The following is a 24597-nucleotide window of genomic DNA, read 5'->3' as shown; positions in this document are numbered from 1 at the left end:
AGCGATCATGACCCAGATTTCCGAACGCCTTTTGGTTCAGGCCCATCTTGACGCCAAGCAGCCCAACCCGCTGACAGCCGAGCAGGAGGCCGAATACCGTGCGGCCATCGCCGCCGAGCTCAAGGCCCAGAACGCCGTTCTGGTGGCTCACTATTACTGCGACCCGGTCATCCAGGCGCTGGCCGAAGAGACCGGTGGCTGTGTGTCCGACTCGCTGGAAATGGCGCGTTTCGGCAAGAATCACCCGGCCGAAACCGTGGTTGTCGCCGGCGTGCGCTTCATGGGCGAAACGGCCAAGATCCTCACGCCGCAAAAACGCGTGCTGATGCCGACCCTGGAAGCGACCTGCTCGCTCGACCTGGGTTGCCCGGTCGAAGAGTTCTCCGCTTTCTGCGACCAGCACCCCGAGCGCACCGTGGTGGTTTACGCCAACACCTCCGCCGCAGTGAAGGCGCGTGCCGACTGGGTGGTGACCTCCAGCTGCGCCCTTGAAATCGTCGAAAGCCTGATGGACAACGGCGAAACCATCATCTGGGGCCCGGACCAGCACTTGGGGCGGTACATCCAGAAGCAGACCGGGGCCGACATGCTGCTGTGGGACGGCGCGTGCATCGTCCATGAAGAATTCAAGTCGCGTCAGCTGGCCGATATGAAAGCGCTTTATCCGGACGCTGCCATTCTGGTTCACCCGGAGTCGCCGGAGTCGGTCATCGAGCTGGCCGATGCGGTAGGTTCCACCAGCCAGTTGATCAAGGCTGCCCAGACCCTACCGAACAAGACCTTCATCGTCGCCACCGACCGCGGCATCTTCTACAAGATGCAGCAGCTGTGCCCAGACAAAGAGTTCGTCGAAGCGCCCACCGCGGGTAACGGCGCCGCTTGCCGCAGCTGCGCACATTGCCCATGGATGGCCATGAACACCCTGGAGCGGGTGCTGGATTGCCTGCGCAAGGGCAGCAATGAAATCTTCGTGGACCCAGCGCTGGTGCCGAAGGCGATCAAGCCTTTGAATCGCATGCTGGACTTCACCCAGGCGGCGCGCCTGAAGCTTTCCGGAAATGCTTGAAACCTGATCGTCGGCAAGCCGGCGCCTACAAGTGCTATGCCTGTAGGTGCTGGCTTGGCAGTGATCGGGCGCTCGTCAGCGTCCCATCATGTCCTTGACCATCCGCTGCTGCTCCATCACCTCGCGCTGGCGCTGGTCGATCTGCGCCGCCAACGGGAAGTTGCTGCCCGCACGGCGCTTGGCGTAGTCGAGCTGCTGGATCGCCTGGTCGAAATCGCCCACCAGGGTGAAGTACTCCGCGCGGGCGCGATGCAAGCCAATGGTATTGCCTGACAGTCCGCGAACTTCAGCCACGTCGTACCACACGTCCGGGTCGTCCGGGCGGCTCTTGAGCAGGTCATCCAGAACTTTTTCCGCCTCGGCTGGCTTGCCCTGCTTGACCAGCAGGTCGGCACGCACTTGTTTCAACGGATAATTGCCCGGGTACAAACCGCGCATCCGCTCCACCCGCTGCATGGCATCGGCCAGGCGGTTATTGGTGATGTCCAGGTCGATCTGCGCCAGGTTGTAGGTGATGTCGTTGGGTGCCTTGGCCAGCAGCGGCTTGAGGTTCTCCCGCGCTTCATTGAGTTGGCCGCCCTTGATCTGCGCCAGGGCCAGGCCATAGCGGGCGGCGTCCATGTTCGGATTTTCGTCGAGCTGGGCGCGGAAGCGCTTGGCTGCAAGGCCTGGGGTGCCTTCGTAGGTCAATGCCACGCGGGCGCGGATCAGTTGGTAGCGCAGGCTGTCTTCCACCCCCCCCTTGGGCGCCTGTTCGGCGCGGTTGCGGGTGTCGGCGATACGCGACTCGGTCACCGGGTGCGTCAGCAGAAATTCGGGTGGCTTGGCATCGTAGCGGTACTGGCGCGCCAGGCGTTCGAACATCGATGGCATGTTGCGCGGGTCGTAGCCAGCTTTCTCGAGGTTCTGGATGCCGATGCGGTCGGCTTCCTGCTCGTTCTGCCGCGAGAAACGCCGTTGCTCCTGAATGGCCGCTGCCTGGGTGCCGGCGATCACGCCGATGCCGGCATCGCCGCCACCACCTGCGGCCAGCACGATACCAGCCAGCAGCGCTGCCATCATCGGCAACTGCATGCGTTGCTGGGCCTCGACGCCGCGGGCGAAGTGGCGCTGGGACAAGTGCGCCAGTTCGTGGGCCAGGACCGAGGCGTATTCGCCTTCGGTCTGGGCATTGAGGAACAGGCCACCGTTGACCCCGACGATGCCGCCAGGCGCTGCAAAGGCGTTGAGTTCGCGGCTGTCGATCAGAATGAACTCAAGGCGTCGGTCTTGCAGTTGGCTGGTTTCGGCCAGCCGGTACACGCTGGTTTCGACGTAGTCTTTGAGTTGTGGGTCGTTCAGCTGGTTGACGTTGCCGCGCAACAGGCTCAGCCAGGCGCGGCCAAGCTGGTGCTCCTGCTGCGGCGAGACGATTGCTGAACTGGCGTCGCCCAGTGACGGCAGGTCGTCGGCGTGGCCGGGAAGGGCCATCAGGCAGGCCAGCGTCAGCAGGGTAGGGCGCAGTAGATTCATGCACGAAGCTCGCGTCGGATCAAAGCCCCTACTGTAGCCCGCTCACACGTTGGCGACCAGTGGCGGTATCCTAGCGAACCTGCCTGACCAAGCCTCTGGAGACGCCTGCAATGAGTGACACCCTGACCTGCGACGCCGAACTCGACGCCAGCGGGCTGAACTGCCCGCTGCCCCTGCTCAAGGCGAAGATGGAGCTTAACCGCCTGGCCAGTGGCGCGGTGCTCAAGGTGGTCGCCACCGATGCCGGCTCGCAGCGCGACTTCCGCACTTTTGCCCAGCTGGCCGGTCATACCCTGCTGCACGAAACGGCCGAGGCCGGCGTCTTCACCTACTGGCTGCGCAAGGCCTGAGTCTCAATCAAGGATCGTCAATGTTCAAAGTGCTTCGCGACTGGATACAGCGCTACTTCTCCGATGAGGAGGCGGTGGTGCTGGCGGTCCTGCTGTTCCTGGCCTTCACGGCGGTGCTGACCCTTGGCGGCATGTTGGCGCCGGTGCTCGCGGGCCTGGTGCTGGCCTTCCTGATGCAGGGGCTGGTCAACGCCCTGGAGCGCCTGCGGGTACCTACGCGGGTGGCGGTAAGCGTGGTGTTCGCGCTGTTCATGGGGGCTTTGGCGGTGGTCCTGCTGGTGCTGGTACCGTTGCTCTGGCACCAGTTGATCACGCTGTTCAACGAGTTGCCGGGGATGTTAGGCAAGTGGCAGTCGCTGTTGCTGCTGTTGCCAGAGCGCTACCCGCACTTGGTCTCGGATGAGCAGGTGTTGCACGCCATCGAGTCGGTGCGCGGTGAAATCGGCAAGTTCGGCCAGTGGGCGCTGACCTTCTCGCTGTCCAGCCTGCCCTTGCTGGTCAACGCCATGATCTACCTGGTGCTGGTGCCGATTCTGGTGTTCTTCTTCCTCAAGGACCGCGAGTTGATCGCCCGCTGGGTCAGCGGTTACCTGCCGCGTCAGCGCAGCCTGCTCAACCGGGTTGGCAGCGAAATGAACCGGCAGATTGCCAATTATATTCGCGGCAAGGGCATCGAGATCCTGATCTGCGGCATTGCCACTTACATCGCCTTCATCAGCCTGGGACTCAACTATGCCGCGCTGCTGGCACTGTTGGTGGGGCTGTCGGTGGTGGTGCCCTATGTCGGAGCGGTGGTGGTGACCGTGCCGGTGACGCTGATTGCGCTGTTCCAATGGGGCTGGGGTGATCAGTTCATCTACCTGATGACGGTGTACGCGATCATTCAGGCACTCGATGGCAACGTGCTGGTGCCGTTGTTGTTCTCCGAAGCGGTGAGCCTGCATCCGGTGGCGATCATCTGTGCGGTGTTGCTGTTCGGCGGGTTGTGGGGTTTCTGGGGGATCTTCTTCGCGATCCCGCTGGCGACGTTGATCAAGGCGGTACTGGATGCCTGGCCGCGGCAGGAGCCTAGCGTTTCGCCGATGTTGTAATCTGGGGGGGGCTGCAGGGCAGCCCCATCAGGCTCAAGCCTTGTTCAATGCCTGGGCCGCCGCCAACACGGCGTCCACATGCCCCGGCACCTTCACCCCACGCCATTCCTGGCGCAGCACACCGTCCTTGTCGATCAGGAAGGTGCTCCGGTCGACGCCCAGGTACTCCTTGCCATACAGCTTCTTCAGCTTGATCACGTCGAACAATTGGCAAAGCGCCTCGTCCTTGTCGCTGATCAGCTCGAACGGGAAGCCCTGCTTGGCCTTGAAATTCTCATGGGACTTGATGCCATCGCGGGAAACACCGAACACCACGGTGTTGGCGGCCTCGAAGGCTGCGTGCTGGTCACGGAAACCCTGGCCTTCGGTGGTGCAGCCCGGCGTGCTGTCCTTCGGGTAGAAGTACAGCACCACTTGGCGGCCCTTGAGCGCAGCGAGGCTCACGGCCTGGCCACTGGTGGCCTGGGCCTGGAAATCGGCGACGGGTTTGTCGAGTTCTACGGCCATGGGAAGCTTCCTTACATGGGGTTCTGTGGGCGCCAAGGCTCGATCAAGGCATCCAGGTTCAGGGCATCGGCGAAGTCGAGGAACTGGTCGCGCAGCCAGCTGATCTGGGTGCCGGCCGGCAGGATCACGGTGAACTGGGCATTGAGCATGCTGCTACCGGTCTGCGGCGCCAGGTAGGTGTCGCAGGTCAAGGCTTCCAGTTCGACGCGGTGGTCAAGGAAGAACTGGCACAGCTCGCTGATGATATCCGGGCGGTAGGCGGCGCTGATGTAGGCGACGTATGGCAGGGCCTGGGGGCGTACCTCCTGGTCGGCGCTGCGCACCACATCGAGGGTCAGGCCGTGTTTCTTGCCCAGGCCCGGCAGCATGGCTTCCAGGCGCGCCAGGGCATCCCAGCTGCCACCGACCTGCAGGACCAGGGCGCTGGTCTCGCCATGGCGGCTCAGGCGCGAGGTGACCACCGCGCAGCGGTTTTCGAAGGCGGCGCGGCTGAGGACATTGGCCAGCTCCATGGGGTTGGGCCCCAGGGCGCTGATGACGAGGAATTGTTCGCGGACGGTGGGGGTGGACATGCAGCATTCCTAAAGCGATGAGCGGTCGGCACAGGACGGGCGAAAGCCTCCGGTCGACAGGGCCCCGGGCTCGCATGCGAGGTCGCGGACGCTGGCGCGGAGCAGGGTCGACGGCCCGGCGGGCCGTGCTGCACCGATCAAAGGATCAAGGGTAGCGAAAACCGACGCGAAGGGGAATGCTCCGCCCGCCTGCTTCGCTTGTGCAAGGCCGATGCCCCCAGTACCATTACCGCTCTCTTTTTCCGGCAGGAGCAGTTACATGATTGCGGGCAGTATGGTGGCATTGGTCACACCCATGGATGCACAAGGGCGTCTTGATTGGGACAGCCTCGACAAACTTGTAGACTTCCACCTGGAAAACGGCACCCATGCGATCGTCGCAGTCGGCACTACCGGTGAGTCGGCCACGCTGGATGTCGAAGAACACATCCTGGTCATCAAGCACGTGGTCGAGCGCGTCAAGCACAGCAAGAAGCCGATTCCGGTCATCGCCGGTACCGGTGCCAACTCCACCGCTGAAGCCGTGCACCTGACCCAGAACGCCAAGAACGCTGGCGCCGACGCCTGCCTGCTGGTGGTCCCGTACTACAACAAGCCGACCCAGGAAGGCCTGTACCAGCACTTCAAGCACATCGCCGAAGCCGTCGACATCCCGCAGATCCTCTATAACGTACCCGGCCGCACCTCCTGCGACATGCAGGCCGAGACCGTGATCCGCCTGTCGAAGGTCAAGAACATCATCGGTATCAAGGAAGCCACTGGCGACCTGCAGCGTGCCAAGGCCATCCTCGATGGCGTCGACAAGGACTTCATCGTCATGTCTGGCGACGACCCGACCGCTGTCGAGCTGATCCTGATGGGCGGCAAGGGCAACATCTCCGTTACCGCCAACGTCGCCCCGCGCGAAATGGCCGACCTGTGCGAGGCCGCCCTTGAGGGCAATGCCGAGAAGGCCCGCGCAATCAACGAAAAACTCATGCCGCTGCACAAAGACCTGTTCTGCGAGTCCAACCCGATCCCGGTGAAATGGGCGCTGGTGGAAATGGGCCTGATGCAGAAGGGCATCCGCCTGCCGCTGACCTGGCTGAGCGAAGGCTGTCACGAAAAAGTCCGTACTGCCTTGCGCCAGTCCGGCGTACTGGTTTAATCGAGGAAGTACACCGCATGAAGCGACTGGCTGGTCTTTCCACGCTCGCCCTGATCATCTCCAGCACCAGTGGTTGTGGCTGGTTGTGGGGCGAGGATGGCTATTTCCGCGACCGCGGCAGCGACTACCTGCAAGCGCACCCGACCGCGCCGATGCAGCTGCCGCCGGACGCCAGCAACGTCAAGCGCCTTGACCCGCTGTTGCCGATCCCCCGCAACGTCGCCGACGACCGCGCCACTGGCGAGTTCGAAGTGCCACGTCCGCAACCACTGACCGCTGCGGCCGAAGCCAGCGACTACAGCCTGCAACGCAGCGGCAACAGCCGTTGGGTGCTGGCCCAGCACTCGCCTGCCGAGGTGTGGCCGGTGGCCCGTCAGTTCTTCGAGGACAATGGTTTCCGCATTGCCGAAGAGCGCCCGCAGACCGGTGAATTCAACACCACCTGGCAGCGCTTCGACGAACTGTCCGCTTCGCTCGGCCAGCGCCTGGCGAGCACCGCCAGCAGCGGCGACAGCGAAGTGCGCGTACGTGTTCGCATGGAACCCGGCGTGCAGCGCAACACCTCCGAGGTGTACGTCGTCAGCGTCGAGCGCCCGGCCGGTAGCACCGCCGAGCCTGACTTCCCGTCCAGCTCCAGCAATACCGGCGCCGATGCCCTGCTGGTCGATGAAATGCTTGCCAGCATGAACCGCAGCGCCGAGAAGGGCGGTTCGGTTTCGCTGCTCGCGGCCCGCGACTTCGATGCTCCGAGCCGCGTCAGTCTGAGCGAAGACGGCAGTGGCAACCCGGTGCTGTACCTGGGCGCCGACCTGGACCGCGCTTGGTCCAGCGTAGGCCGTGCCCTGGAGCAGGGTGGCGAGTGGCGTGTCGAGGACATCAACCGCAGTCTGGGCCTGTACTACATCAACCTGTCGGAAAAGCCTGAAGACAAGCAGAACGAGCCTGGTTTCTTCGGCCGCATGTTCGGCAGCGAGCCAACCAAGGAAGAGCGTGAAGCCCGTGCCGAGCGTTATCAGGTCCGCCTGAGCAAGGTGGGCGAGAGCGTGCAGGTAACGGTCGAGAAGAACATCAACACCGTGGCCCCGGCCGATGTTGCCCGCCGCGTGCTGAGCGCCATTCAGGACCACCTGGGCTAAGTGCGCTTCGCGGTACTCGGAAGCGGCAGCCAGGGAAATGGCACGCTGATCGCCAGTGGTGACACCTTCATCCTGGTCGATTGTGGCTTTTCCCTGCGTGAAACCGAGCGACGCCTGGCGCTGCTCGGTGTGTCGCCGGCCCAGCTGAGCGCGGTGCTGGTGACCCACGAACATGCCGACCACGTGCATGGGGTGGGCTTGCTGTCACGGCGCTACAATGTACCGGTCTACCTCAGCCAGGGCACCTTGCGCGGTTTGCGCAAGCCGGTGGAGGTGGCCGGTTTTCTCGCCTGTGGCGACTGCTTGCGTATCGGCAGCCTGGAAGTCAGCGCGCTGCGGGTCGAGCACGATGCATTCGAACCGTTGCAGTATGTGTTCAGCGATGGGCGCCGACGGTTTGGCATGCTGACCGACCTGGGCTCGTACGACAGGCACCTGGTCGAGCGTTACCAAGGCCTGGATGCATTGCTCATCGAGGCCAACCATTGCCGCGACCTGCTTGCCCGCGGCCATTACCCGCACTTCTTGAAGTTGAGGGTCGGCGGCAGCCAAGGACATTTGAACAACCACCAGGCAGCAAACCTGGTGGCCGAGCTGGGCTGGCAGCACCTGCAACACCTGGTGCTGGCCCACCTCAGCAGCAAGAACAACCTGCCACAACTGGCCCGCCAGTGCTTTGTCGACACCCTTGGGTGCGACCCGGACTGGCTCCAGGTGGCGAATCAGGAACACGGGCTCGACTGGCGTGAAATCGCCTAGCCCAACAACTCAAGCAAGCGGAGCCCTCCATCATGGAAAAACGCGACGAACTCTACCGCGGCAAAGCCAAATCGGTTTACAAGACCGACGACGCCGACCGCTTGATCCTGCTGTTCCGTAACGACACCTCGGCGTTCGACGGCAAGCGTATCGAACAGCTCGACCGCAAAGGCATGGTGAACAACAAGTTCAACGCCTTCATCATGCAGAAACTGGAAGAAGCCGGCGTGCCGACCCAGTTCGACAAGCTGCTGGGCGACAACGAGTGCCTGGTCAAGAAGCTGGACATGATTCCGGTCGAGTGCGTGGTGCGTAACTACGCAGCGGGCAGCCTGGTCAAGCGCCTGGGCGTGGAAGAGGGCATCAAGCTCGAGCCGTCCACCTTCGAGCTGTTCCTGAAGAACGACGAGAAGGGCGACCCGTTCATCAACGAATCCCACGTCGTTGCCTTCGGTTGGGGCACCGCCGAACAGCTGGCAGAGATGAAAAAGCTGTCGCTGAAGGTCAACGAGGTACTGACCAAGCTGTTTGACGACGCAGGCCTGCTGCTGGTCGACTTCAAGCTGGAGTTCGGCGTGTTCCACGGCCAGATCGTCCTGGGCGACGAGTTCAGCCCCGACGGCTGCCGCCTGTGGGACAAAGAAACCCGTAAGAAGATGGACAAGGACCGCTTCCGCCAGGGTCTGGGCGACGTGATCGAAGCCTACGAAGAAGTTGCCAAGCGCCTGGGCGTGCCGCTGTAAGGCGCATGTTCACGCAAGCGCCTGATACCACGCGATTTTTTTGCAAATAAAGGTTTGCGTTTTCAGAATTCGCTGGTATGATGCGCGGCATTGGAGAGATGCCGGAGTGGTCGAACGGGACGGATTCGAAATCCGTTGTACTGGCAACAGTACCTAGGGTTCAAATCCCTATCTCTCCGCCATACATGTGAAGCGCGAAACCCCTGATTCCTGATAAGGAGTCAGGGGTTTTGTGTTTTTGGGGCGCGTTCAGGGTCCGCGTTTTACCCGGCCACTGCAGGCCCTGCCATACGTCTTGTACCCCATCCCCTGAAAGACGGCCCCGTCTCGAACGTGGTGGTTGCACCACGTGGGTATTGCGCATTTCCCGAAGTCGGCTAAATTGTACAAAAACCTATACAAAAATTAGGTGTTGTACATGTATTGCGAATGGCCTTTGACGTTGTACTTCGACGGTGCTTGCCCACTGTGCGCCAGGGAAATCGCTTTCCTGCGGCGGCGGTCGACGGGGGGCGGGCTGCTTCTGGTAGACATCGGAGATGCGGATTTCGACCCCGGATCGTTGGGCGTCACTGTCGAGCAACTGAAGGCTTCTTTGCATGGGAGGTTCGCCAATGGGCTATGGGTCACCGGCTTGGACGCGACCCTATGGAGCTGGCGGGCCGCAGGGGTGGGCATGTATGTTGCGCCACTGGCCTGGCGCCCTTTACGCCCACTGCTTGCCGGTTGTTACAGGCTTTTCTGTCGCTTGAGGCCACACTTGGCGTGGCTACCCCATCCCGACGGTGCTCTTCGTTGCACCCGTGAGGCGTCCAAATGTACCCATCGTTAGCTGCGTATTACCGCGACATTCTTATCGGCATTGGAGAAAACCCGCAGCGCGAAGGGCTTTTGGATACGCCTCAGCGTGCGGCAAAAGCAATGCAGCACCTCTGCAACGGTTATACCTTGAAGCTTGACGAGGTCATAAACGGTGCTTTGTTCGAGTCTCAGAACGATGAAATGATCGTGGTCCGTGACATTGAGCTTTATTCACTGTGCGAACACCACTTATTGCCATTTATCGGCAAGGCTCATGTCGCCTACCTGCCGACAGGACGGGTGCTCGGCCTATCGAAGGTTGCTCGTGTGGTCGACATGTTCGCGCGTCGTTTGCAGATACAGGAAAACTTAACGCGGCAAATCGCCTGTGCCATCCAGGATATTACCGATGCTGCCGGGGTGGCAGTGGTTATTGAAGCAAAGCATATGTGCATGATGATGCGCGGTGTCGAGAAGCAGAACTCCGTCATGCTGTCATCTGTGATGTTGGGCGAATTTCGCGACTCACCGACGACCCGACAAGAGTTTCTTCAGCTCATCGGGCAGAAATAACTGACACCGGTATGAAAAGAAGCGTCTGGTTGACTGGTCCATTGGGTGCCGGTCGAAGAGGGTCATTCAAATGAATTCAGTATCTACCCCGTTATCGCCCAGCCGCTTTGCTGTCCTTGGTTACGGCGGTTTGCTGCCGTTTATTGGATTAACGTTGCTTGTCCTTTTTTATGCTCAATACCGGTCGTTGTGGTCGGCTATGCTGGTGAGCTATGGCGCTGTGATATTGAGCTTCATCGGCGCCTTGCACTGGGGATTCGCCATGGCCTTGCAGGGTATGCTCGCTGAGCATCGTCGAGCGCGGCTCGTGTGGAGCGTCATACCTGCCCTTGTTGGTTGGGTCAGTACACTTGTCGCCGTGCCATTGGGCTGTTTGATGTTGACTGCCGGTTTTATCGTTCATCTTTGGCAGGACCAGAAATTGGCGCAAGCGTTGCCTCGATGGTACTTGCCGATGCGAGGGTACTTAACCCTTGTGGTGAGCCTCTGCTTGCTGCTCAGCGCATTTGCCGTGTTGTTTGAGTTCTAGCCGATCTACATGGCGGAGCCCGATCGGCTTGCACGAAGACGCAGTGCACGGCGTGCGGGTGGATGTTTTCAGCGCCAGCCCATCATCCAGGTCTCTGAGTCGCGCAGTGTTCGCCAATCCAGCCATTGGCTACGGCCACTGTGCACCGCTTCCAGTTCGACACGCAACAAGATGCCATCGTCGTCGAGCTCAAGGTCCGTCACCAGGAAGTGCTTTTCTTTATTCTCAGGATGCCGCGCGGTCCATTTGGAGAGCATTAATTTCGCGGGTGCAATGCGATTCATCAGGCGGTCCTCCGGTGGGCTGTTGCAGTGTTGGTCGAGGCTAAACCTGTACAAGGTCAGAGCACGATATAGTCGCTGTATTGCCGTAAGCCGTCATGGGGCCCTTCGATCAGGTGCACGTAACGGCCGTTCACCCACTCAATCGGCAAACAGTCGTCAACTTCCAGTACCGTATCGATATGCTGCTTGAGCCAGTTTGCCTGCAGGCGTCGTTTGCCCAGACGCTTGGCCTCTGCCTTGTCCCTGGCCACCACCAGCAGGTAACGGTGGGCCTCGCCAAACACCCCGTCCTCGTAGCCTCCAAGGTTGATGAAGAACAGTCGAGGGTCATCCGACCCAGGCGCCGCCTGACTGAACTCGACGCGGTAGTGGTCGACACCGCTGACTTCGATCCACGAGTCGATGTGCAGGCCCTGGCGGCTCCCGAACCAGCCTTGACACAGTTGTGGGTACGTTTGCTCGAGTGAGTCGGCCTGTGCAAATAGCACGTCGTGTACCTCGATACGTGCCCGTGGATGGCGACCACCGAGCATGACTATGTACAGCATGAGCGAATCCTTCTTTCCGGCTTGGCCTAGTGCGGTGCCCAGGCCGTTGCCTGACCGGGGGCACTGCGCATGGAAATCTATGCAAGTAAGTATAATATCTGTACACGGTGCTATATTTGTACAGAATTATGGGGTGCTGCTCGTTGGGCTGCGGTCGGCGGACGGCACTGGACGACTGGATGCACCTCATGGATGACGACACCCTGATCAGCCGCCTCGAACGCAAGCCGACCAGGCGTGGAGAGCGGTCGATCCAACCTATTTTCCGCCACCTGTCCGAGGGTACATCATGAACTTGATCGCGCTTACCCAACTGGTATCGACCGGCGAAGCAAAGGAATTGGAACTGTTGTCGCTCGAGGGTGGCTTCTACGTCCTCCGTGCCTTGACCGACGCCGGTCCCGTGACATTGAGCGATGCCCATGGGCAACCGGTTCGCGTGCGCTCGACGACCGAGCTGCGGCACTTGCTGGCCGACATGCCACCGATTCCCTGCATGTTGGTCCAACAGGTGGTGCACGACGAGATGTGCGGGCAGCGTAACGGCCCCGCTGCGCCGCTGCGTGTCCCGATAACACTGACCAGCCAGTGGTAGCCTGAACGCTGCGCCTGTGCAACGTGATTCACTGTTATCAGGCGGTACACCGCGGACAGGAACACGTCCGCATCCGTGTCAGCGGGTGTCGATTTGCGTCTGCAACTGTCCGCCGACAATGGATAGTTCTTTGAGCTGTTCCCCCTCGCGCAGTACGAATAGCGCGTCCATCCCGCGTTCCTGAGCCAGGCGCGGGCCTTTGGTCTCGCCCAGGACCATCAGCGCCGTGGCCCAGGCATCGGCGAGCATGCACGAGGCCGCCACCACGGTGACGGCGGCGAGCGGACTGCACAGCGGCGCGCCGGTGGCCGGGTTCATGGTGTGAGCATAGGACTGACCGGCCACGTCGACCCAGTGTCGATAGTCGCCGGAAGTCGCGATTGAGGCATCACTGAGTTCCATCACGCCCATGACTTCACGCACGCCTCGTTTGGGCTTTTCCAGGGCCACGGCCCAGCTTTGGCCGTCAGGTTTGAGACCGCGGGCGCGCATCTCGCCATCGATACCGACCAGGTAGCGAGTGATACCCAGAGTCTCCAGGCAACGGGCCAGTTCATCCACGCCAAAACCTTTGGCGATGCCACTCAGGTCAAGGTTCAACGGCTCGCGCTTGAGCACCTGATTGCGTTGTGGATCAACCACCAATGCGGCGCTGGCTAACAGCCGGGCGCCCGGCGTCAGGGTGCCGATCACCTGCGCGGTGACCGTCTGCTTCCCTGGGCCGAAGCCCCAGGCGTTCACCAGGTCACCGACAGCGATGTCGAAGGCACCGCCGGATTGCTGGCTGACGTGCAATGCAGCAGTCAGGACCGTTGTCAGTTCCTTGGGCACCGGCACCCATTGCTGCTCGGGGGCTGCATTGAGGCGGTTGAGGTCCGAGTCGGGTTTCCAGGTAGACATCTGCTGATCCACCCGGGCCACGGCGCGGGTCAGGCGCAACCTAACTTCGTCGATATCGAGCCCGGCGGCGGCATAAAAAAGGGCGGTATAGCGGGTACCCATGGTTTCGCCGTTCAGGCTGTAGCGCTTCAGTTCAGTAGACATCTTCACGGTAGCGTCCTTGTGCCCTGAGGGTCAGTACACTGAGGTTAAGCGGCGCCAATACTTCATCAAGGGCCTGCTTGACGCCCTTGGCCATTTCGCGGCTGCCACACACCAGTACTTGGGCACCTTTTTCAAACAGCCTGCGCAAGGCCAGGGCATCGCTGATCAGCCTGTCCTGCACGTAGCTGCGGTCCTGGACCTGAGAAAAGGCGGCTCGCAGTGCCGTTAGGCGGCGGTCGGACAAATATTGGTTGAGCTGCGGTTCGTAGAGAAAGTCCGAGGCTGGGTTGCGGCCGCCCCAATACAAGTGCATCGGGTGTCGGGCCTTGTTGTTGCGGATAAAGCCGGCCAGAGGACCGATACCGGTACCGGCGCCGATCAGGATCACCGGGTGCACGCCCGACGCGGGACGAAATTGCGGGTTGGGCTGGATGAAGGCTTCGATCTGCGCGCCGATGTCCAGGCCATGAAGATACTCCGAGCACTGGCCAGCGGTGTGTTTACGCACACAGATCTCCAACGTGCCGTCTTGGGAACCGCTGGCCAGCGAGTAGAGGCGGGGGATTGGGCTGCCCGGGGGGAAAATCCCTACCAGGTCGCCGGCCAGGAAGCCTGGCAGTTCGCCGCAAGCCTTGAAGCGCAGGATATGGGTAGGTGCGTACACTTCTTCGCCATAGGTGATCCGCTCTGTCAACTGCAATGAATGGGTACGCGGCTGTTGCGGGGTGTGAACCAGTGCCAACTCCTGTCCCAACACGTCGCTCAACGCGTGGCCCCAGCGAGCGAACTCCTGAGAAGACTGGCGGTTGATGGTTTCCAGTCCCAGCAATGGCGAGCCACCGGCCTGCACCATTGCATCCTGCACTTGGTACGCGTACTGACAGAACTGCGCAAACTGGCGATCGCCCAGGCCCAGCACTGCGAAGGGCAGGCCGGGCTTGAGGCCGGTTTTGGCGAGCCGCGCGAGGAACTGCGAAGCCGAAGCCGGCGCATCGCCGTCTCCGTGGGTCGCTGTGAGGATGAACACCCGTTGGGCATTACGGTAATCGGCCGACCATTCATTCATCGCCGTGCTGTGCACTTGATGGCCACTCTGGTGCAAGGCGTCATGCAAGGTCTTGGCAAAACCCCAGGTGCTGTTGTTTTCACTGCCAACCAGAATCATGCTGTCGGCGGAGTGAGCCGGGCTGTTGTGGCGGATGCTCGGGCCGGCTTTGCGGCGGCGCCACCATAACACTATGCCGGTCACGCTCATCAACGGCACGCAGAGGGCGCATAGCCCCAGCGGCAGGCCCAGCCACCAGAGGCCTTCGCCTGTGTGCAACTGGTAGACCAGTTCGTAGAGGTTGTGCATCGAATCATGCGCTTGATAGGACAGTAAGGCGCCGCTGGCCTGGTCCACATAGCCGTCGCCCTGGCCCGTGCGCAGGGAAAACACATCGTGGGGGTTGCCGGGACTCGGGTAGACCAACTCGCGCAGGTCGTTCAGGTCGGTGGCCTGCAAGGCTTGCAGCTTCGCCACCGGCAAAGCCGGGCCGGCATTGAGGTGAGTGGGGAAGGCGGGTTCATGTTGATTGCCCTCAGCGATCAAACTAAAGGTGGTGGCGGACATATAGAGCCCGGTCAATGCCGACAGCAGCATCCCAAGCAAGGCCAGTCGCCCGACTTCAGCGTGCCAGCGCTGGCTGAAAGTACCCCGCAGCGGCCGCAGCAGGTTGTGCCAGCCACCCAGGCGCCGGGCCAGCAATAGCGCGCCGGACACTGACAACGTCAGTATGAACAGGGCACCGATAGCCGACACTCCATGTCCCGGTGTGCCGAGCAATAACGAGCGGTGCAGGTTTTTCATCCAGCGGGAGAACGCGGATGGTTCGTAAGGGGCGAGGCCTTGGCCGGTCAGAGGGTCGACCTTTTCCGCTCGGGCCTGGCCATTCTGGTTGTAGTAGACGACCACCGTGCCGGACGCTGAGCGTTGGATCTGCTCCACGCCTGTAAAGTGGTTGGCAACGCGATCTGCCAGTTGGGCGACGGTGCGTTCTCCGGCAGAGGTGGACGTGGCGTGTAGGCGTTCCAGCGCTGGCTCGACAGACAGGATCGCGCCGCTCATGGCCAATACCATGACCAACAGCGCGGCGATCAGGCCAGGAAGAGAATGGAACTGGCGAAGCATGTTCAGCCTCCAGCGGTGGCGGGTGTTACAGATCGTAAGTAAAGGTGTCGACGTAGACACTGCCGGCCGCGGGCTTGCCTGAGCCCTTGGACGTCAGGGGTACGCTCACATCGCCGCGGGCGTCACGTTTGTCCTCCACCGCGCTGTCGATGCGAATCTGATACCCGGCATCGATCAGGGTGTCTGCCAGTTCCACGCTGACGTTGAGCGTGCTTCCACTGCCGACACTGGCGCCGCTGACCCCATCGAACTCACTCGGGTTCATGCCGCTGCCACGGGCCCAGTCGCCCAAGTGTTTGTAATATTTGGCCTTCTTGCCGGCTACCCAGAGGGTTTTCTGATATTGGCCATTGGCATCGGTGACGTAGATCGCCAGGTAGGCATCGTTACCGCTGTAGTCCTTGAGTTGTGTGGTCAAGGTCACTTCGCGGGCCTGGGCCAGCGCCGGCAGCGCAATGGCGCCGACGAGGCAGGTTGCTGCAATGATCTTTTTCATGAAAGCGTCCTGTTGATCGTTGGATCGAGAGTCTGGACCTGCTTGCTGACAGCAACCTGAAACTCATCGACAGGTGAGGCGTCGTTCGGCGCGAGGGCTGCGGCCAGGGCGTAACCGCTGACCAGCAGGCTCAACCGCCTGGCATTGGCGATACAATCTGATTTCATGATCTATCTCCTGCCGGGGTCGGTGTCTGTGGCATACCCTAAGGTGCATTCCTGACAACCAGCTGAATCTTCAGATTCACGTCAGCTAGGACGATTAAGGTGCCGCCCGACAACCATCACAGGAGGTGTCAGATGCGAGTTCTATTGGTCGAGGACGCTCCAGGCTTGGGGGAAGCGGTGCGCGAGCAGATTGCCGATGACGGCCACGCCGTCGATTGGGTGCAGCGCCTGGATCACGCACGCACTAGCGTCCGTACTACGCCTTACGACTTGATTCTGCTGGACCTGATGCTCCCGGATGGGCTTGGCCTGGATTTTCTGCGTCAACAACGCTCGGCAGGGGAGGTGACGCCGGTGATCATCCTGACCGCACAGGACCAGATATCCGATCGTATCGCGGGTCTCAATGCCGGTGCCGATGACTACCTGGTTAAACCGTTCGACCTGTTTGAGCTCTCGGCCCGTGTAGCGGCGGTGGCCCGACGTTATAGCGGCAACCCCAATCCACAGATCAAGCTCGGCGACTTGCAGGTCGACATGAGTGCCCGTACGGTGCAGCGCAGCGGTGCGACGGTGGACCTCACGGCGCGGGAGTGGGCGCTGTTCGAGGCGTTTGTACAACGCCCCGGTGCGCTGCTGTCCAAATCGCAGCTTGAAGAGCGGCTGTATGCCTTCGGCGCCGAAATCGAAAGCAATACCATCGAGGTCTACATCAGCCGCCTACGTAAAAAACTTGGGCGCGACCTGATTGAAACCGTGCGGGGCATGGGCTACCGGTTGATGTCCGCATGAAGCCGTCTTCGAGCCTGCAAATACGTCTCGGCCTGGGGCTAACCCTGGGAATGACTTTACTCTGGCTGCTGGCGACAGTTGGTGCCTGGCTGGTGGTGCGACACGAGTTGAACGAAGCGTTCGACGGCGCGTTGGAAGAGACAGCGCAACGCATCCTGCCTTTGGTCGAGCTGGAAATCAGCAATCGGCAAGCGCCTCGGACTGCGCAGCACGTTGCGACCCTGAAAATGCACAAGGAATACCTGACGTACCTGGTGCGCGATGCCAAGGGCAAGATTCTGATGCAGTCTCACGACGCCAATCCGGAGATCTTCAATCGACAACCCACCGAAGGTTTTTCCACTTCTGAAAAGTACCGACTGTATGGCGCCAGTGCACTGCGCCAGACGTTGTTCATCGAGATTGCCGAACCGCTTGGTCACCGTCGCGAAGCCGCGCGGGAGGCCTTGTTTGCGTTGTTGTTGCCTTTGTTGGTGTTGATTCCTATCAGCCTGCTGGGCACCTGGTTATTTGTGCGTTTCAGCCTTGGCAGCGTGCTGGCTTACCGCCGTGCTATCGAAGCGCGTGGTGTGGGTGATCTGTCGCCGATCAAGGTGGAGCACCTGCCGGCTGAAATCGATCCGCTGGCTGAGGCGGTCAATCACCTGCTGGAGCGCTTGCGCAATGCCCTGGAGGCCGAGCGCAGCTTTACCGCCAACAGTGCCCACGAACTACGCACACCGTTGGCCTCGACCCTGGCGCAGATCCAGCGGTTACACCGTGAAGCGCCCGACGGTCCATTGCGAAGGCGTGCGCAGAAGATCGAGAACGCGTTGCGCGAGCTTTCACGGCTTTCAGAAAAACTCATGCAGCTGGCCAAAGCCGAGGGCGGCGGGCTGTTGTCCGAAACGCCACAGGACCTGATTCCATTGCTTGCCCACGGAGTGGACGAGTGGAACCAACGCAGCGGGCAGCGCATTGAGTTGCAACTGCCAAGCCAGACGGGTGTCTACTCGATCATCGACCCGGATGCCTTTGGCATTCTGCTGCGCAACCTGATTGAAAATGCGCTGAAGTATGGAGCAACGGACCAACCGGTCGAAGTCAGCCTGACCGAACAAGCACAGCTACGGGTTATCAATAGCGGCCCAACGGTGCCGAAGTCTACCTTGGAGCACCTGACCGAGCGTTTTGTGCGCGGTCACAGTGAGATCAGTGGTTCTGGACTGGGCTTGGCGATTGCCAAAACCATCGTGCAGGGGGTGAATGCCAGAATGAAATTGCGCTCCCCGGCAACAGGTCGAGAAGACGGGTTTGAAGTCTGCATCTGGTTACCGCTTGCCCCCAACCTAAAAGACTGAGATGTCACCGGCGTTCTATTGGTACCATGAATCAGCCCTTGCCGGGAGCACATCACGCCTTGGAAAACGGTAGGTTTTCTGGGGCTTTTCCGTGCTGCGGTCTGAATGTTTTATCCTCCCCAGCGCAGCTTCCTCCAGCAGCGCCTTGGCCATTGGGTCCAGGTCATGCGAGGCCCGGATGAGCGTTCATCGCTGTCCATCGTGCACGCGAGGGGCATGTCCCTTACGTAGCCCAACAGCCTCTGGTGCGGGGGTGATGGCGTCCGATCGCAAGCTGCGCCAGCTCCCACAGGTTCACCGTGGGAGCCCTTTCCAGGATCTTCAATGAGAATGCCGTGGCACTCCGCCCGTCCTGGCGATCACACGCATGTGCAGCGTCGCCGGCTCCAGGCAGCCGCCGGTGGACAACTGCCCAACGAGTTGGCGATAGAGCTCCTGCCATGGTGTCTGCGAGGCAGGGATGTTCGGCGTCCAGGCTGCACGCCGGCGTGCCACCTCTTCGTCGTCCACCAGAAGGTCGACGCGCCGCTGGTTGAGGTCCACCCGTAGCCAGTCGTTGGTCTGCAGCAGCGCCAGGCCACCGCCGACGGCTGCCTCCGGTGACATGTTGAGGATCGAAGGGCTGGCCGACGTACCGCTCTGGCGTCCATCCCCCAGACACGGCAGCGAGTCGATGCCTTTCTTGATCAGCGCGGCAGGTGGCGCCATGTTGACCACCTCGGCGCTGCCTGGGTAACCCACGGTGCCGGCGCCACGAATCACCAGAATGCAACGCTCGTCGATGTCCAGTTCAGGGTCGTCGATGCGGGCGTGGTAGTCCTCTGGCCCCTCGAACACGATGGCCCTGGCCTCGAAGCTGTTCTCCTTGCCGGGTTCGGCCAGATAGGTCTTGCGGAAGGCTTCACCGACGACCGACATCTTCATGATCGCACTGTCGAAGAAGTTGCCGCTGAGCACGATGAATCCGGCGTTGTGCTTGAGCGGGGCATCGAACGGGAGAATGACTTCGCGATTGCTGGTGACTGCATCGCGAACCACCTCGCCGATGGTCTTGCCGCTGACTGTCGCGCATGCCTCGTGCAGACGGCCGGCCTTGCGCAGTTCGTGCATCACCGCCGGTACGCCGCCCGCGCGGTGGAAGCCTTCACCCAGGTATTTGCCCGCCGGCATGCAGTTGACCAGCAGCGGCACGTCCTCTCCGATGCGCTGCCAGTCGTCCAGCGACAGCTCGATGCCCATGTGCCGGGCGATAGCGATCAGGTGCGGCGGACAGTTGCTCGAAGCGCCCAGGGCCGAAGCCACGGCAATGGCATTCTCGAACGCCTCGCGGGTCATGATCGACGACGGGCGTACGTCCTGCATCACCAGCTCGCAGATGCGTCGGCCGGTGGCATAGGCCATCTGCCCGCGTTCGCGGTAGGGCGCGGGGATGCTTGCACAGCCTGGCAGCGACATGCCCAGTGCCTCGGCCAGGGCGTTCATCGACAGTGCCGTGCCCATGGTGTTGCAGTGGCCAACCGACGGCGAGGCGGCGGTGGTCATCTCCATGAAGCCTTCGTAGTCGATTTCGCCCGCGGCCATCAGGTTGCGCGCATGCCACAACACCGTGCCCGACCCGATCAGCTGGCCCTTGTGGTGGCCATCGAGCATAGGCCCACCGGAGAGCACGATGGCTGGCATGTCCGTGGTGGCAGCGGCCATCAGGCAGGCCGGTGTGGTCTTGTCGCAGCCGGTGGTCAGCACGACGCCATCCAGCGGGTAGCCGTGGAGGATTTCCACCAGGCCCAGGTAGGCGAGATTACGGTCCAGCGCGGCGGTTGGTCGGCGGCTCTGCTCGGCGATCGGGTGCACCGGAAACTCCATGGGGATCCCTCCAGCATCGCGAATCCCCGCCTTGACCCGTTGGGCCAGTTCCAGGTGGTGGCGGTTGCAAGGCGTCAGGTCGCTGCCGGTCTGGGCGATGCCGATGATCGGCCGCCCGGATTGCAGTTCGTCGCGGGTCAGGCCGTAGTTCATGTAGCGCTCGACGTACAGCGCGGTCATGTCGGCGTGGCTCGGGTCGTCGAACCATTGCTGGCTGCGCAACGGGCGTTTCAGGGTATCGGTCATGTCATTCTCTCTTGTATTTATGGGCACCGGTCGGCGTTGCAACACGCTGGCCTGGGCAAGGCTGGGCACCCCTGAGACGGTGCTGCCAATCGCGTTATCACGGGTTTCGGTCGACAGCCAGGTGCCGATCAGGGCTAGCTCAGACAGCGCCAGTGTATAGAGCGTCAGCACCCAGTAGGCCCCACCGGTCAGGCCGACCAGAAGATACCCAGGATCGGCGCCAGGCCGCCGGAGCGCATGGCGCCGATTTCATGTGCCAGGGGTGCCCGTTGCGTCAGTGTTGCAGCAGCCCTCGGGCGGCCAGGTTGCGCATCATCGCGCCGAGGCCGAAGGTCCAGGGGTGGGCCTTGTCACTCGTGGTCACCTGGTTGTGCAACTGGCCCAGCAAGGGGCTGGCGATGCGCACCTGGTCGCCAGGCTTGTGGGTGAACCCCGCACCAGGCAGGTCGCGGTCCTCGGTCGGGGCGAACAGGGTGCCGAGGAACAGTAGGAAACCGTCGGGGTACTGGTGGTTTTCATTGAGCGTCTGCCGGACCAGATCCTCTGGGTCGCGACTGATCTGATCCATCGAGCTGCTGCCGATCAGGCGGTAACCGTCGGTGCCTACGACTTCCAGGTCGATCACGCAGCGGCGCACCGCGTCCAGGTCGAAGGTCTCGTCAAACAGTCGAATGAACGGGCCGACCGCGCAGGAGGCGTTGTTGTCCTTGGCCTTGCTCAGCAGCAGCGCGCTGCGCCCCTCGAAGTCGCGCAGGTTGACGTCATTGCCCAGGGTCGCGCCGTGGATGCGACCGCGGCTGTCCACTGCAAGCACCACCTCAGGCTCGGGGTTGTTCCAGGCCGAATGCGGATGCACGCCGATGGCGCTGCCACTGCCGACCGCCGCCAACACCGGGGCCTTGGTGAACACCTCGGCATCCGGGCCGATGCCGACCTCCAGATACTGCGACCACATGCCCTGTTCGATCAGCAGTGCCTTGAGCGCCATGGCCTGTTGAGAACCAGGGCGCACTGCGCGCAGGTTGTCGCCGATCACCGAGCGCACCGTGGCGCGCACGGACTCCGCCTTGCTGGCATCGCCACCAGCCTGCTCCTCGATCACCCGCTCGATCATGCTGGCGGCGAAGGTCACGCCCGCTGCTTTAATCACCTGCAGGTCGACCGGCGCGAGCAGATAGGGCAGGTCGGCGTCGAACGCTTCGCCGCTGTTGCCCAGCAAGTCCTCTACGCTGCCCAGGAAGCGGCCTGGGGTGCTGCGCACTGCCTGCACGGGGTCTTGGCTTTCGAGTAGCTGGCTGAGGGTGGCGAAGCGCTCGGAGAGATCGAACACGCCATCGGCTCGCAGGGTGATCAGCGAAGGGCCCCCAGGTTCGCCGGGGGTCCAGGCGCGACCGATCAGGGTGCCGGTCAGGCCATCCTCGGGCAGGGTGTTGGCGGGCGTGAGGGTTATCGGCATGGCATTAAATCTCTTGGAACAGGAAAGCTGCACGCTAGGCAAGCCGCGCGATAAACTCCAATGGCATCTTTTCACTATTCGATAACATATGGTTATTGCAACAAAGGTGGATCACATGTCGGACCTGTCTTTCTCCCACGTCTGCAACTGGCTCAAGTTCCGCCACCTGTTGCTCATCGACACCCTTGGGCGCACCCACAACATGCACTTGGCGGCGCAGCAGATGAACCTTACCCAGCCGGCGATCAGCAAGATGCTCAAGGAAATCGAAAACCTGCTCGGTTTCGCCCTGTTCGACCGCCTGCCGCGCAGCATGCCGCCCACCGCATTGGGCGAGCAGGTATTGCGCTATGCCCAGGTCGCATTGAACGATGCGCGCAACTTCGTCGATCAGATCGACAGCCTGCGCCAGGGTGGGCACGGCCACTTGAAGGTGGGTGGCATTTTCGCGGCCACCGCCGTGGCGTTGCCGGATGCCATCGTCGAGATCAAGCAGCGCAAGCCATTGCTGTCGATCGAGGTGGTGGAGCAAACCAGCGATCACCTGATGGCCATGCTCGAAGACAAGATCCTGCACCTGGCTGTGGCCCGCTTTACCGACGTGTCCCAGCGCCAGCGCTTCGACTTCCAGCCGCTGGCGCCGGAGCCCTTCTGCTTCGTGGTCAACGACCAGCACCCTTTGAGCAATGTTGGGCCGGTGACCTTGCCACAATTGCTGGAGTGGCCGTGGATTCTCTACCCCAAGGGCACGCCCATCCGCGGACGCATGGAGCGGGCCTTCGCCGAGGCGGGCGTTGCCGTGCCGCGCAACACCATCGATACCATTTCCATGCAGACCTTCCTCAAGGTGCTACTGGGCGGGCCCATGATCGGCATGTTGCCCCAGGCGATGGTCGAGCCGCACCTGGCCAGTGGCGTGCTGGTCAATCTGGACACGCCACTGCACCTCACCCCCCAGGACTACGGCATTCTCACCCGCAAGGGTGAGCCCTTGAGCGGCGCGGCCTTGGAATTTGCCGAGATCCTCCTGACGCATGCGCGTCGCGTTTCGGAGGATTGATAACGTTCCGTTATCGGATGATCCCTAAAAGCCATTGGGCAAGAATCGCAGAGCCGCCTAGATTAGCGCCCCATGTCTTTCGTAACGCCGAGGAATCACCCATGACGTCACACGCAGGCCAACAATTCATCGGTGGGGGCCGCCGCGCTACTGGCCAGGCGACCCTTTACAGCATCGATGCGCGCACCGGACAGGCACTGCCCGACGCCTTTCATCAAGCCACGGAACAGGAGGTGGACGCCGCTGCCCGTGCGGCAGCTGCAGCCTATCCGGTCTACCGGGCACTGTCCGCCGCGCGCCGGGCCGAGTTCCTCGATGCGATCGCCGACGCCCTGGATGGCTTGGGTGATGACTTCATCGAAACCGTATGCCGTGAAACGGCCTTGCCCCCCGCGCGTATCCAGGGCGAGAGGGCGCGGACCAGCGGCCAGCTGAGGCTGTTCGCCACCGTACTGCGCCGAGGTGATTTCACCGGCGCTCGCATCGATCGTGCACAGCCCGAGCGTCAGCCAGTGCCTCGCCTGGACATCCGCCAATGCCGCATAGGCCTGGGGCCGGTCGCCGTCTTTGGCGCCAGCAACTTCCCCCTGGCATTCTCGACGGCCGGTGGCGATACCGCCGCAGCGTTGGCCGCCGGCTGCCCCGTGGTGTTCAAGGCACACAGCGGCCACATGGCCACGGCGCAGTGGGTCGCCGAGGCGATCGTCGGCGCTGCTGAACGCTGCGCCATGCCGGCGGGTGTATTCAACATGGTGTTTGGCGGCAGGGTCGGCGAGGCGTTGGTCAAGCACCCTGACATTCAGGCCGTCGGCTTCACCGGTTCGCTCAAGGGGGGGCGTGCCTTGTGCGATATGGCGGCGGCGCGACCTCGACCGATTCCGGTATTCGCCGAAATGAGCAGCATCAACCCGGTGCTGGTGCTGCCCCAGGCGCTGGCCGTTCGCGGCGAGGCCGTGGCACGTGAACTGACCGCTTCGGTGGTATTGGGATGTGGACAGTTCTGCACCAACCCAGGCTTGGTGCTGGGGGTACGCTCAGCGCAATTCAGCGCCTTCGTCGAGCACCTGTGCGCACAGATGGCCGAGCAGGCGCCGCAAACCATGCTCAACGCCGACACCCTGGCCAGCTACGCCCGGGGGGTAGCCACCCTCAAGGCGCGGGCCGGCATCCGCCTTCTTGCAGGGGCCGAGCAGCAGGGTAACCAGGCCTGGCCTCAGCTGTTCCAGGCCGATGCGCACTTGTTGCTGGAGGGGGAGCCGCTGCTGCAAGAAGAGATCTTCGGCCCGGCCACGGTGGTGGTTGAACTGGCTGACCAGGACCAGCTTGTTGCCGCGTTGCACGCGCTTGGCGGCCAACTGACCGCCACGCTGATTGGCGAACCCGGCGACCTGGCGCAGGCCGCGCCTTGGGTGGCGGTGCTCGAACAGAAGGTTGGCCGGGTGCTGGTCAACGGTTACCCGACTGGCGTCGAAGTCAGTGACGCGATGGTTCATGGTGGCCCGTATCCGGCCACCTCGGACAGCCGTGGCACCTCTGTCGGCACGCTGGCGATCGACCGCTTCCTGCGTCCGGTGTGCTACCAGAACTTCCCTGATGCACTGCTTCCCGAGGCACTGCGCGACGCCAACCCCCTGGGGCTGCTGAGATTGGTCGACGGCCAGCCCACCCGTGAACCGATTCGCTGAACACTGCTACCGATAGGCGCAATACCACCGGGTGCGGTCGTACCCGGTGCTCATTCGATAACAAC

26 protein-coding genes and 1 tRNA gene are annotated in these 24597 nt (G+C 62.0%); 16 read left to right on the top strand and 11 right to left on the bottom strand.

All coding sequences use genetic code 11. From position 1 onward, the window contains the following. The first annotated feature begins 7 nt into the window (after positions 1 to 7). A complete protein-coding gene (gene nadA, locus P3R38_RS18775; RefSeq protein WP_023381880.1) occupies positions 8 to 1066 on the top strand; it encodes a quinolinate synthase NadA in 1059 nt (352 codons plus the stop codon). 75 nt (positions 1067 to 1141) lie between these two features. Here the strand turns inward: nadA and P3R38_RS18770 are convergent, their stop codons facing one another. Continuing rightward, positions 1142 to 2578, bottom strand: a complete 1437-nt coding sequence (locus P3R38_RS18770; protein ID WP_023381879.1) for a M48 family metalloprotease — start codon at positions 2576 to 2578, stop codon at positions 1142 to 1144. Positions 2579 to 2688: 110 nt separating this feature from the next. Here P3R38_RS18770 and P3R38_RS18765 point away from each other — a divergent pair, with 110 nt between their 5' ends. Then, positions 2689 to 2928 (top strand): sulfurtransferase TusA family protein, encoded by a 240-nt coding sequence (locus P3R38_RS18765; RefSeq protein ID WP_023381878.1) that lies wholly within the window; start codon positions 2689 to 2691, stop codon positions 2926 to 2928. Between the two features lie 20 nt (positions 2929 to 2948). Beyond that, positions 2949 to 4019, top strand: coding sequence for an AI-2E family transporter (locus P3R38_RS18760; protein ID WP_023381877.1), 1071 nt, complete (start codon positions 2949 to 2951; stop codon positions 4017 to 4019). Between the two features lie 33 nt (positions 4020 to 4052). Here P3R38_RS18760 and P3R38_RS18755 read toward each other — a convergent pair whose 3' ends face one another. Then, positions 4053 to 4526, bottom strand: a complete 474-nt coding sequence (locus P3R38_RS18755; RefSeq protein WP_023381876.1) for a peroxiredoxin — start codon at positions 4524 to 4526, stop codon at positions 4053 to 4055. A gap of 11 nt (positions 4527 to 4537) precedes the next feature. Next, positions 4538 to 5098 (bottom strand): glycine cleavage system protein R, encoded by a 561-nt coding sequence (locus P3R38_RS18750; RefSeq protein ID WP_023381875.1) that lies wholly within the window; start codon positions 5096 to 5098, stop codon positions 4538 to 4540. A gap of 259 nt (positions 5099 to 5357) precedes the next feature. On the opposite strand from P3R38_RS18750, the gene dapA reads away from it, so the two are divergent. The 8 genes from dapA (at position 5358) to P3R38_RS18710 (ending at position 10786) form a co-directional block, all read left to right on the top strand. Further along, positions 5358 to 6245, top strand: coding sequence for a 4-hydroxy-tetrahydrodipicolinate synthase (gene dapA / locus P3R38_RS18745; protein WP_023381874.1), 888 nt, complete (start codon positions 5358 to 5360; stop codon positions 6243 to 6245). 17 nt (positions 6246 to 6262) lie between these two features. Continuing rightward, complete coding sequence (bamC, locus tag P3R38_RS18740) at positions 6263 to 7381, top strand: outer membrane protein assembly factor BamC (protein ID WP_023381873.1); 1119 nt, start codon at positions 6263 to 6265, stop codon at positions 7379 to 7381. After that, entirely contained in the window at positions 7382 to 8140 is a 759-nt protein-coding gene (locus P3R38_RS18735) for an MBL fold metallo-hydrolase (RefSeq protein WP_027907408.1), read from the top strand. A 32-nt stretch (positions 8141 to 8172) separates the two neighbouring features. Beyond that, a complete protein-coding gene (purC, locus tag P3R38_RS18730) occupies positions 8173 to 8883 on the top strand; it encodes a phosphoribosylaminoimidazolesuccinocarboxamide synthase (RefSeq protein WP_023381871.1) in 711 nt (236 codons plus the stop codon). A gap of 92 nt (positions 8884 to 8975) precedes the next feature. Further along, a tRNA-Ser gene (locus P3R38_RS18725) sits at positions 8976 to 9065 on the top strand. Positions 9066 to 9301: 236 nt separating this feature from the next. Beyond that, the gene (locus P3R38_RS18720) at positions 9302 to 9715 is read left to right on the top strand and encodes a DUF393 domain-containing protein (RefSeq protein ID WP_277686496.1); all 414 of its coding nucleotides are present in this window, start codon (positions 9302 to 9304) and stop codon (positions 9713 to 9715) included. Further along, on the top strand, positions 9700 to 10257 hold the full coding sequence (gene folE, locus P3R38_RS18715; RefSeq protein ID WP_023381807.1) for a GTP cyclohydrolase I FolE: 558 nt from the start codon (positions 9700 to 9702) through the stop codon (positions 10255 to 10257). The genes P3R38_RS18720 and folE overlap by 16 nt, the downstream gene beginning before the upstream one ends. A 70-nt stretch (positions 10258 to 10327) precedes the next feature. Next, a complete protein-coding gene (locus P3R38_RS18710) occupies positions 10328 to 10786 on the top strand; it encodes a DUF3429 domain-containing protein (protein WP_104881360.1) in 459 nt (152 codons plus the stop codon). Positions 10787 to 10854: 68 nt separating this feature from the next. Here the strand turns inward: P3R38_RS18710 and P3R38_RS18705 are convergent, their stop codons facing one another. Continuing rightward, positions 10855 to 11070 carry a TIGR02450 family Trp-rich protein gene (locus P3R38_RS18705; RefSeq protein ID WP_277686495.1) on the bottom strand — a complete coding sequence of 72 codons (216 nt, stop codon included), beginning with the start codon at positions 11068 to 11070 and terminating at the stop codon, positions 10855 to 10857. Between the two features lie 56 nt (positions 11071 to 11126). Continuing rightward, positions 11127 to 11618: a DUF1543 domain-containing protein gene (locus P3R38_RS18700; protein WP_023381804.1), complete on the bottom strand. Its 492-nt coding sequence runs from the start codon at positions 11616 to 11618 to the stop codon at positions 11127 to 11129. A 289-nt stretch (positions 11619 to 11907) separates the two neighbouring features. Between P3R38_RS18700 and P3R38_RS18695 the strand changes: the two genes are divergently transcribed. After that, on the top strand, positions 11908 to 12213 hold the full coding sequence (locus tag P3R38_RS18695; protein WP_023381803.1) for a DUF6482 family protein: 306 nt from the start codon (positions 11908 to 11910) through the stop codon (positions 12211 to 12213). Between the two features lie 78 nt (positions 12214 to 12291). Here the strand turns inward: P3R38_RS18695 and P3R38_RS18690 are convergent, their stop codons facing one another. Genes P3R38_RS18690 through P3R38_RS18675 form a run of 4 tightly spaced genes read right to left on the bottom strand, consistent with a single transcriptional unit; the run spans position 12292 to position 16090 of the window. After that, entirely contained in the window at positions 12292 to 13257 is a 966-nt protein-coding gene (locus P3R38_RS18690; protein WP_277687231.1) for an FAD:protein FMN transferase, read from the bottom strand. Continuing rightward, a complete protein-coding gene (locus P3R38_RS18685) occupies positions 13247 to 15427 on the bottom strand; it encodes a PepSY domain-containing protein (protein WP_277686494.1) in 2181 nt (726 codons plus the stop codon). Before P3R38_RS18685 ends, P3R38_RS18690 begins: the two co-directional genes overlap by 11 nt. A 25-nt stretch (positions 15428 to 15452) precedes the next feature. Next, on the bottom strand, positions 15453 to 15923 hold the full coding sequence (locus P3R38_RS18680; RefSeq protein WP_023381799.1) for a DUF2271 domain-containing protein: 471 nt from the start codon (positions 15921 to 15923) through the stop codon (positions 15453 to 15455). Beyond that, positions 15920 to 16090 (bottom strand): hypothetical protein, encoded by a 171-nt coding sequence (locus P3R38_RS18675; protein ID WP_158491101.1) that lies wholly within the window; start codon positions 16088 to 16090, stop codon positions 15920 to 15922. The genes P3R38_RS18680 and P3R38_RS18675 overlap by 4 nt, the downstream gene beginning before the upstream one ends. A gap of 132 nt (positions 16091 to 16222) precedes the next feature. On the opposite strand from P3R38_RS18675, the gene P3R38_RS18670 reads away from it, so the two are divergent. Next, positions 16223 to 16882: a response regulator transcription factor gene (locus tag P3R38_RS18670; RefSeq protein WP_023381798.1), complete on the top strand. Its 660-nt coding sequence runs from the start codon at positions 16223 to 16225 to the stop codon at positions 16880 to 16882. Beyond that, positions 16879 to 18222, top strand: coding sequence for an ATP-binding protein (locus tag P3R38_RS18665; RefSeq protein WP_041925532.1), 1344 nt, complete (start codon positions 16879 to 16881; stop codon positions 18220 to 18222). Before P3R38_RS18670 ends, P3R38_RS18665 begins: the two co-directional genes overlap by 4 nt. A 321-nt stretch (positions 18223 to 18543) precedes the next feature. Here the strand turns inward: P3R38_RS18665 and P3R38_RS18660 are convergent, their stop codons facing one another. Further along, positions 18544 to 20331, bottom strand: a complete 1788-nt coding sequence (locus P3R38_RS18660) for an IlvD/Edd family dehydratase (protein ID WP_027907413.1) — start codon at positions 20329 to 20331, stop codon at positions 18544 to 18546. 274 nt (positions 20332 to 20605) lie between these two features. Beyond that, entirely contained in the window at positions 20606 to 21787 is a 1182-nt protein-coding gene (locus tag P3R38_RS18655; protein ID WP_027907414.1) for a fumarylacetoacetate hydrolase family protein, read from the bottom strand. Between the two features lie 115 nt (positions 21788 to 21902). On the opposite strand from P3R38_RS18655, the gene P3R38_RS18650 reads away from it, so the two are divergent. Then, entirely contained in the window at positions 21903 to 22847 is a 945-nt protein-coding gene (locus P3R38_RS18650; protein ID WP_027907415.1) for a LysR family transcriptional regulator, read from the top strand. A gap of 101 nt (positions 22848 to 22948) precedes the next feature. Then, positions 22949 to 24532, top strand: a complete 1584-nt coding sequence (locus P3R38_RS18645; protein WP_277686493.1) for an aldehyde dehydrogenase (NADP(+)) — start codon at positions 22949 to 22951, stop codon at positions 24530 to 24532. Positions 24533 to 24597 lie beyond the last annotated feature (65 nt).

Origin of the sequence: Pseudomonas sp. NyZ480, from assembly GCF_029537255.1 — a bacterium.
Classification (GTDB): domain Bacteria; phylum Pseudomonadota; class Gammaproteobacteria; order Pseudomonadales; family Pseudomonadaceae; genus Aquipseudomonas; species Aquipseudomonas taiwanensis.
Note: the sequence above shows the minus strand (reverse complement) of the source record. Positions and strands in the feature narration are given on the sequence as shown.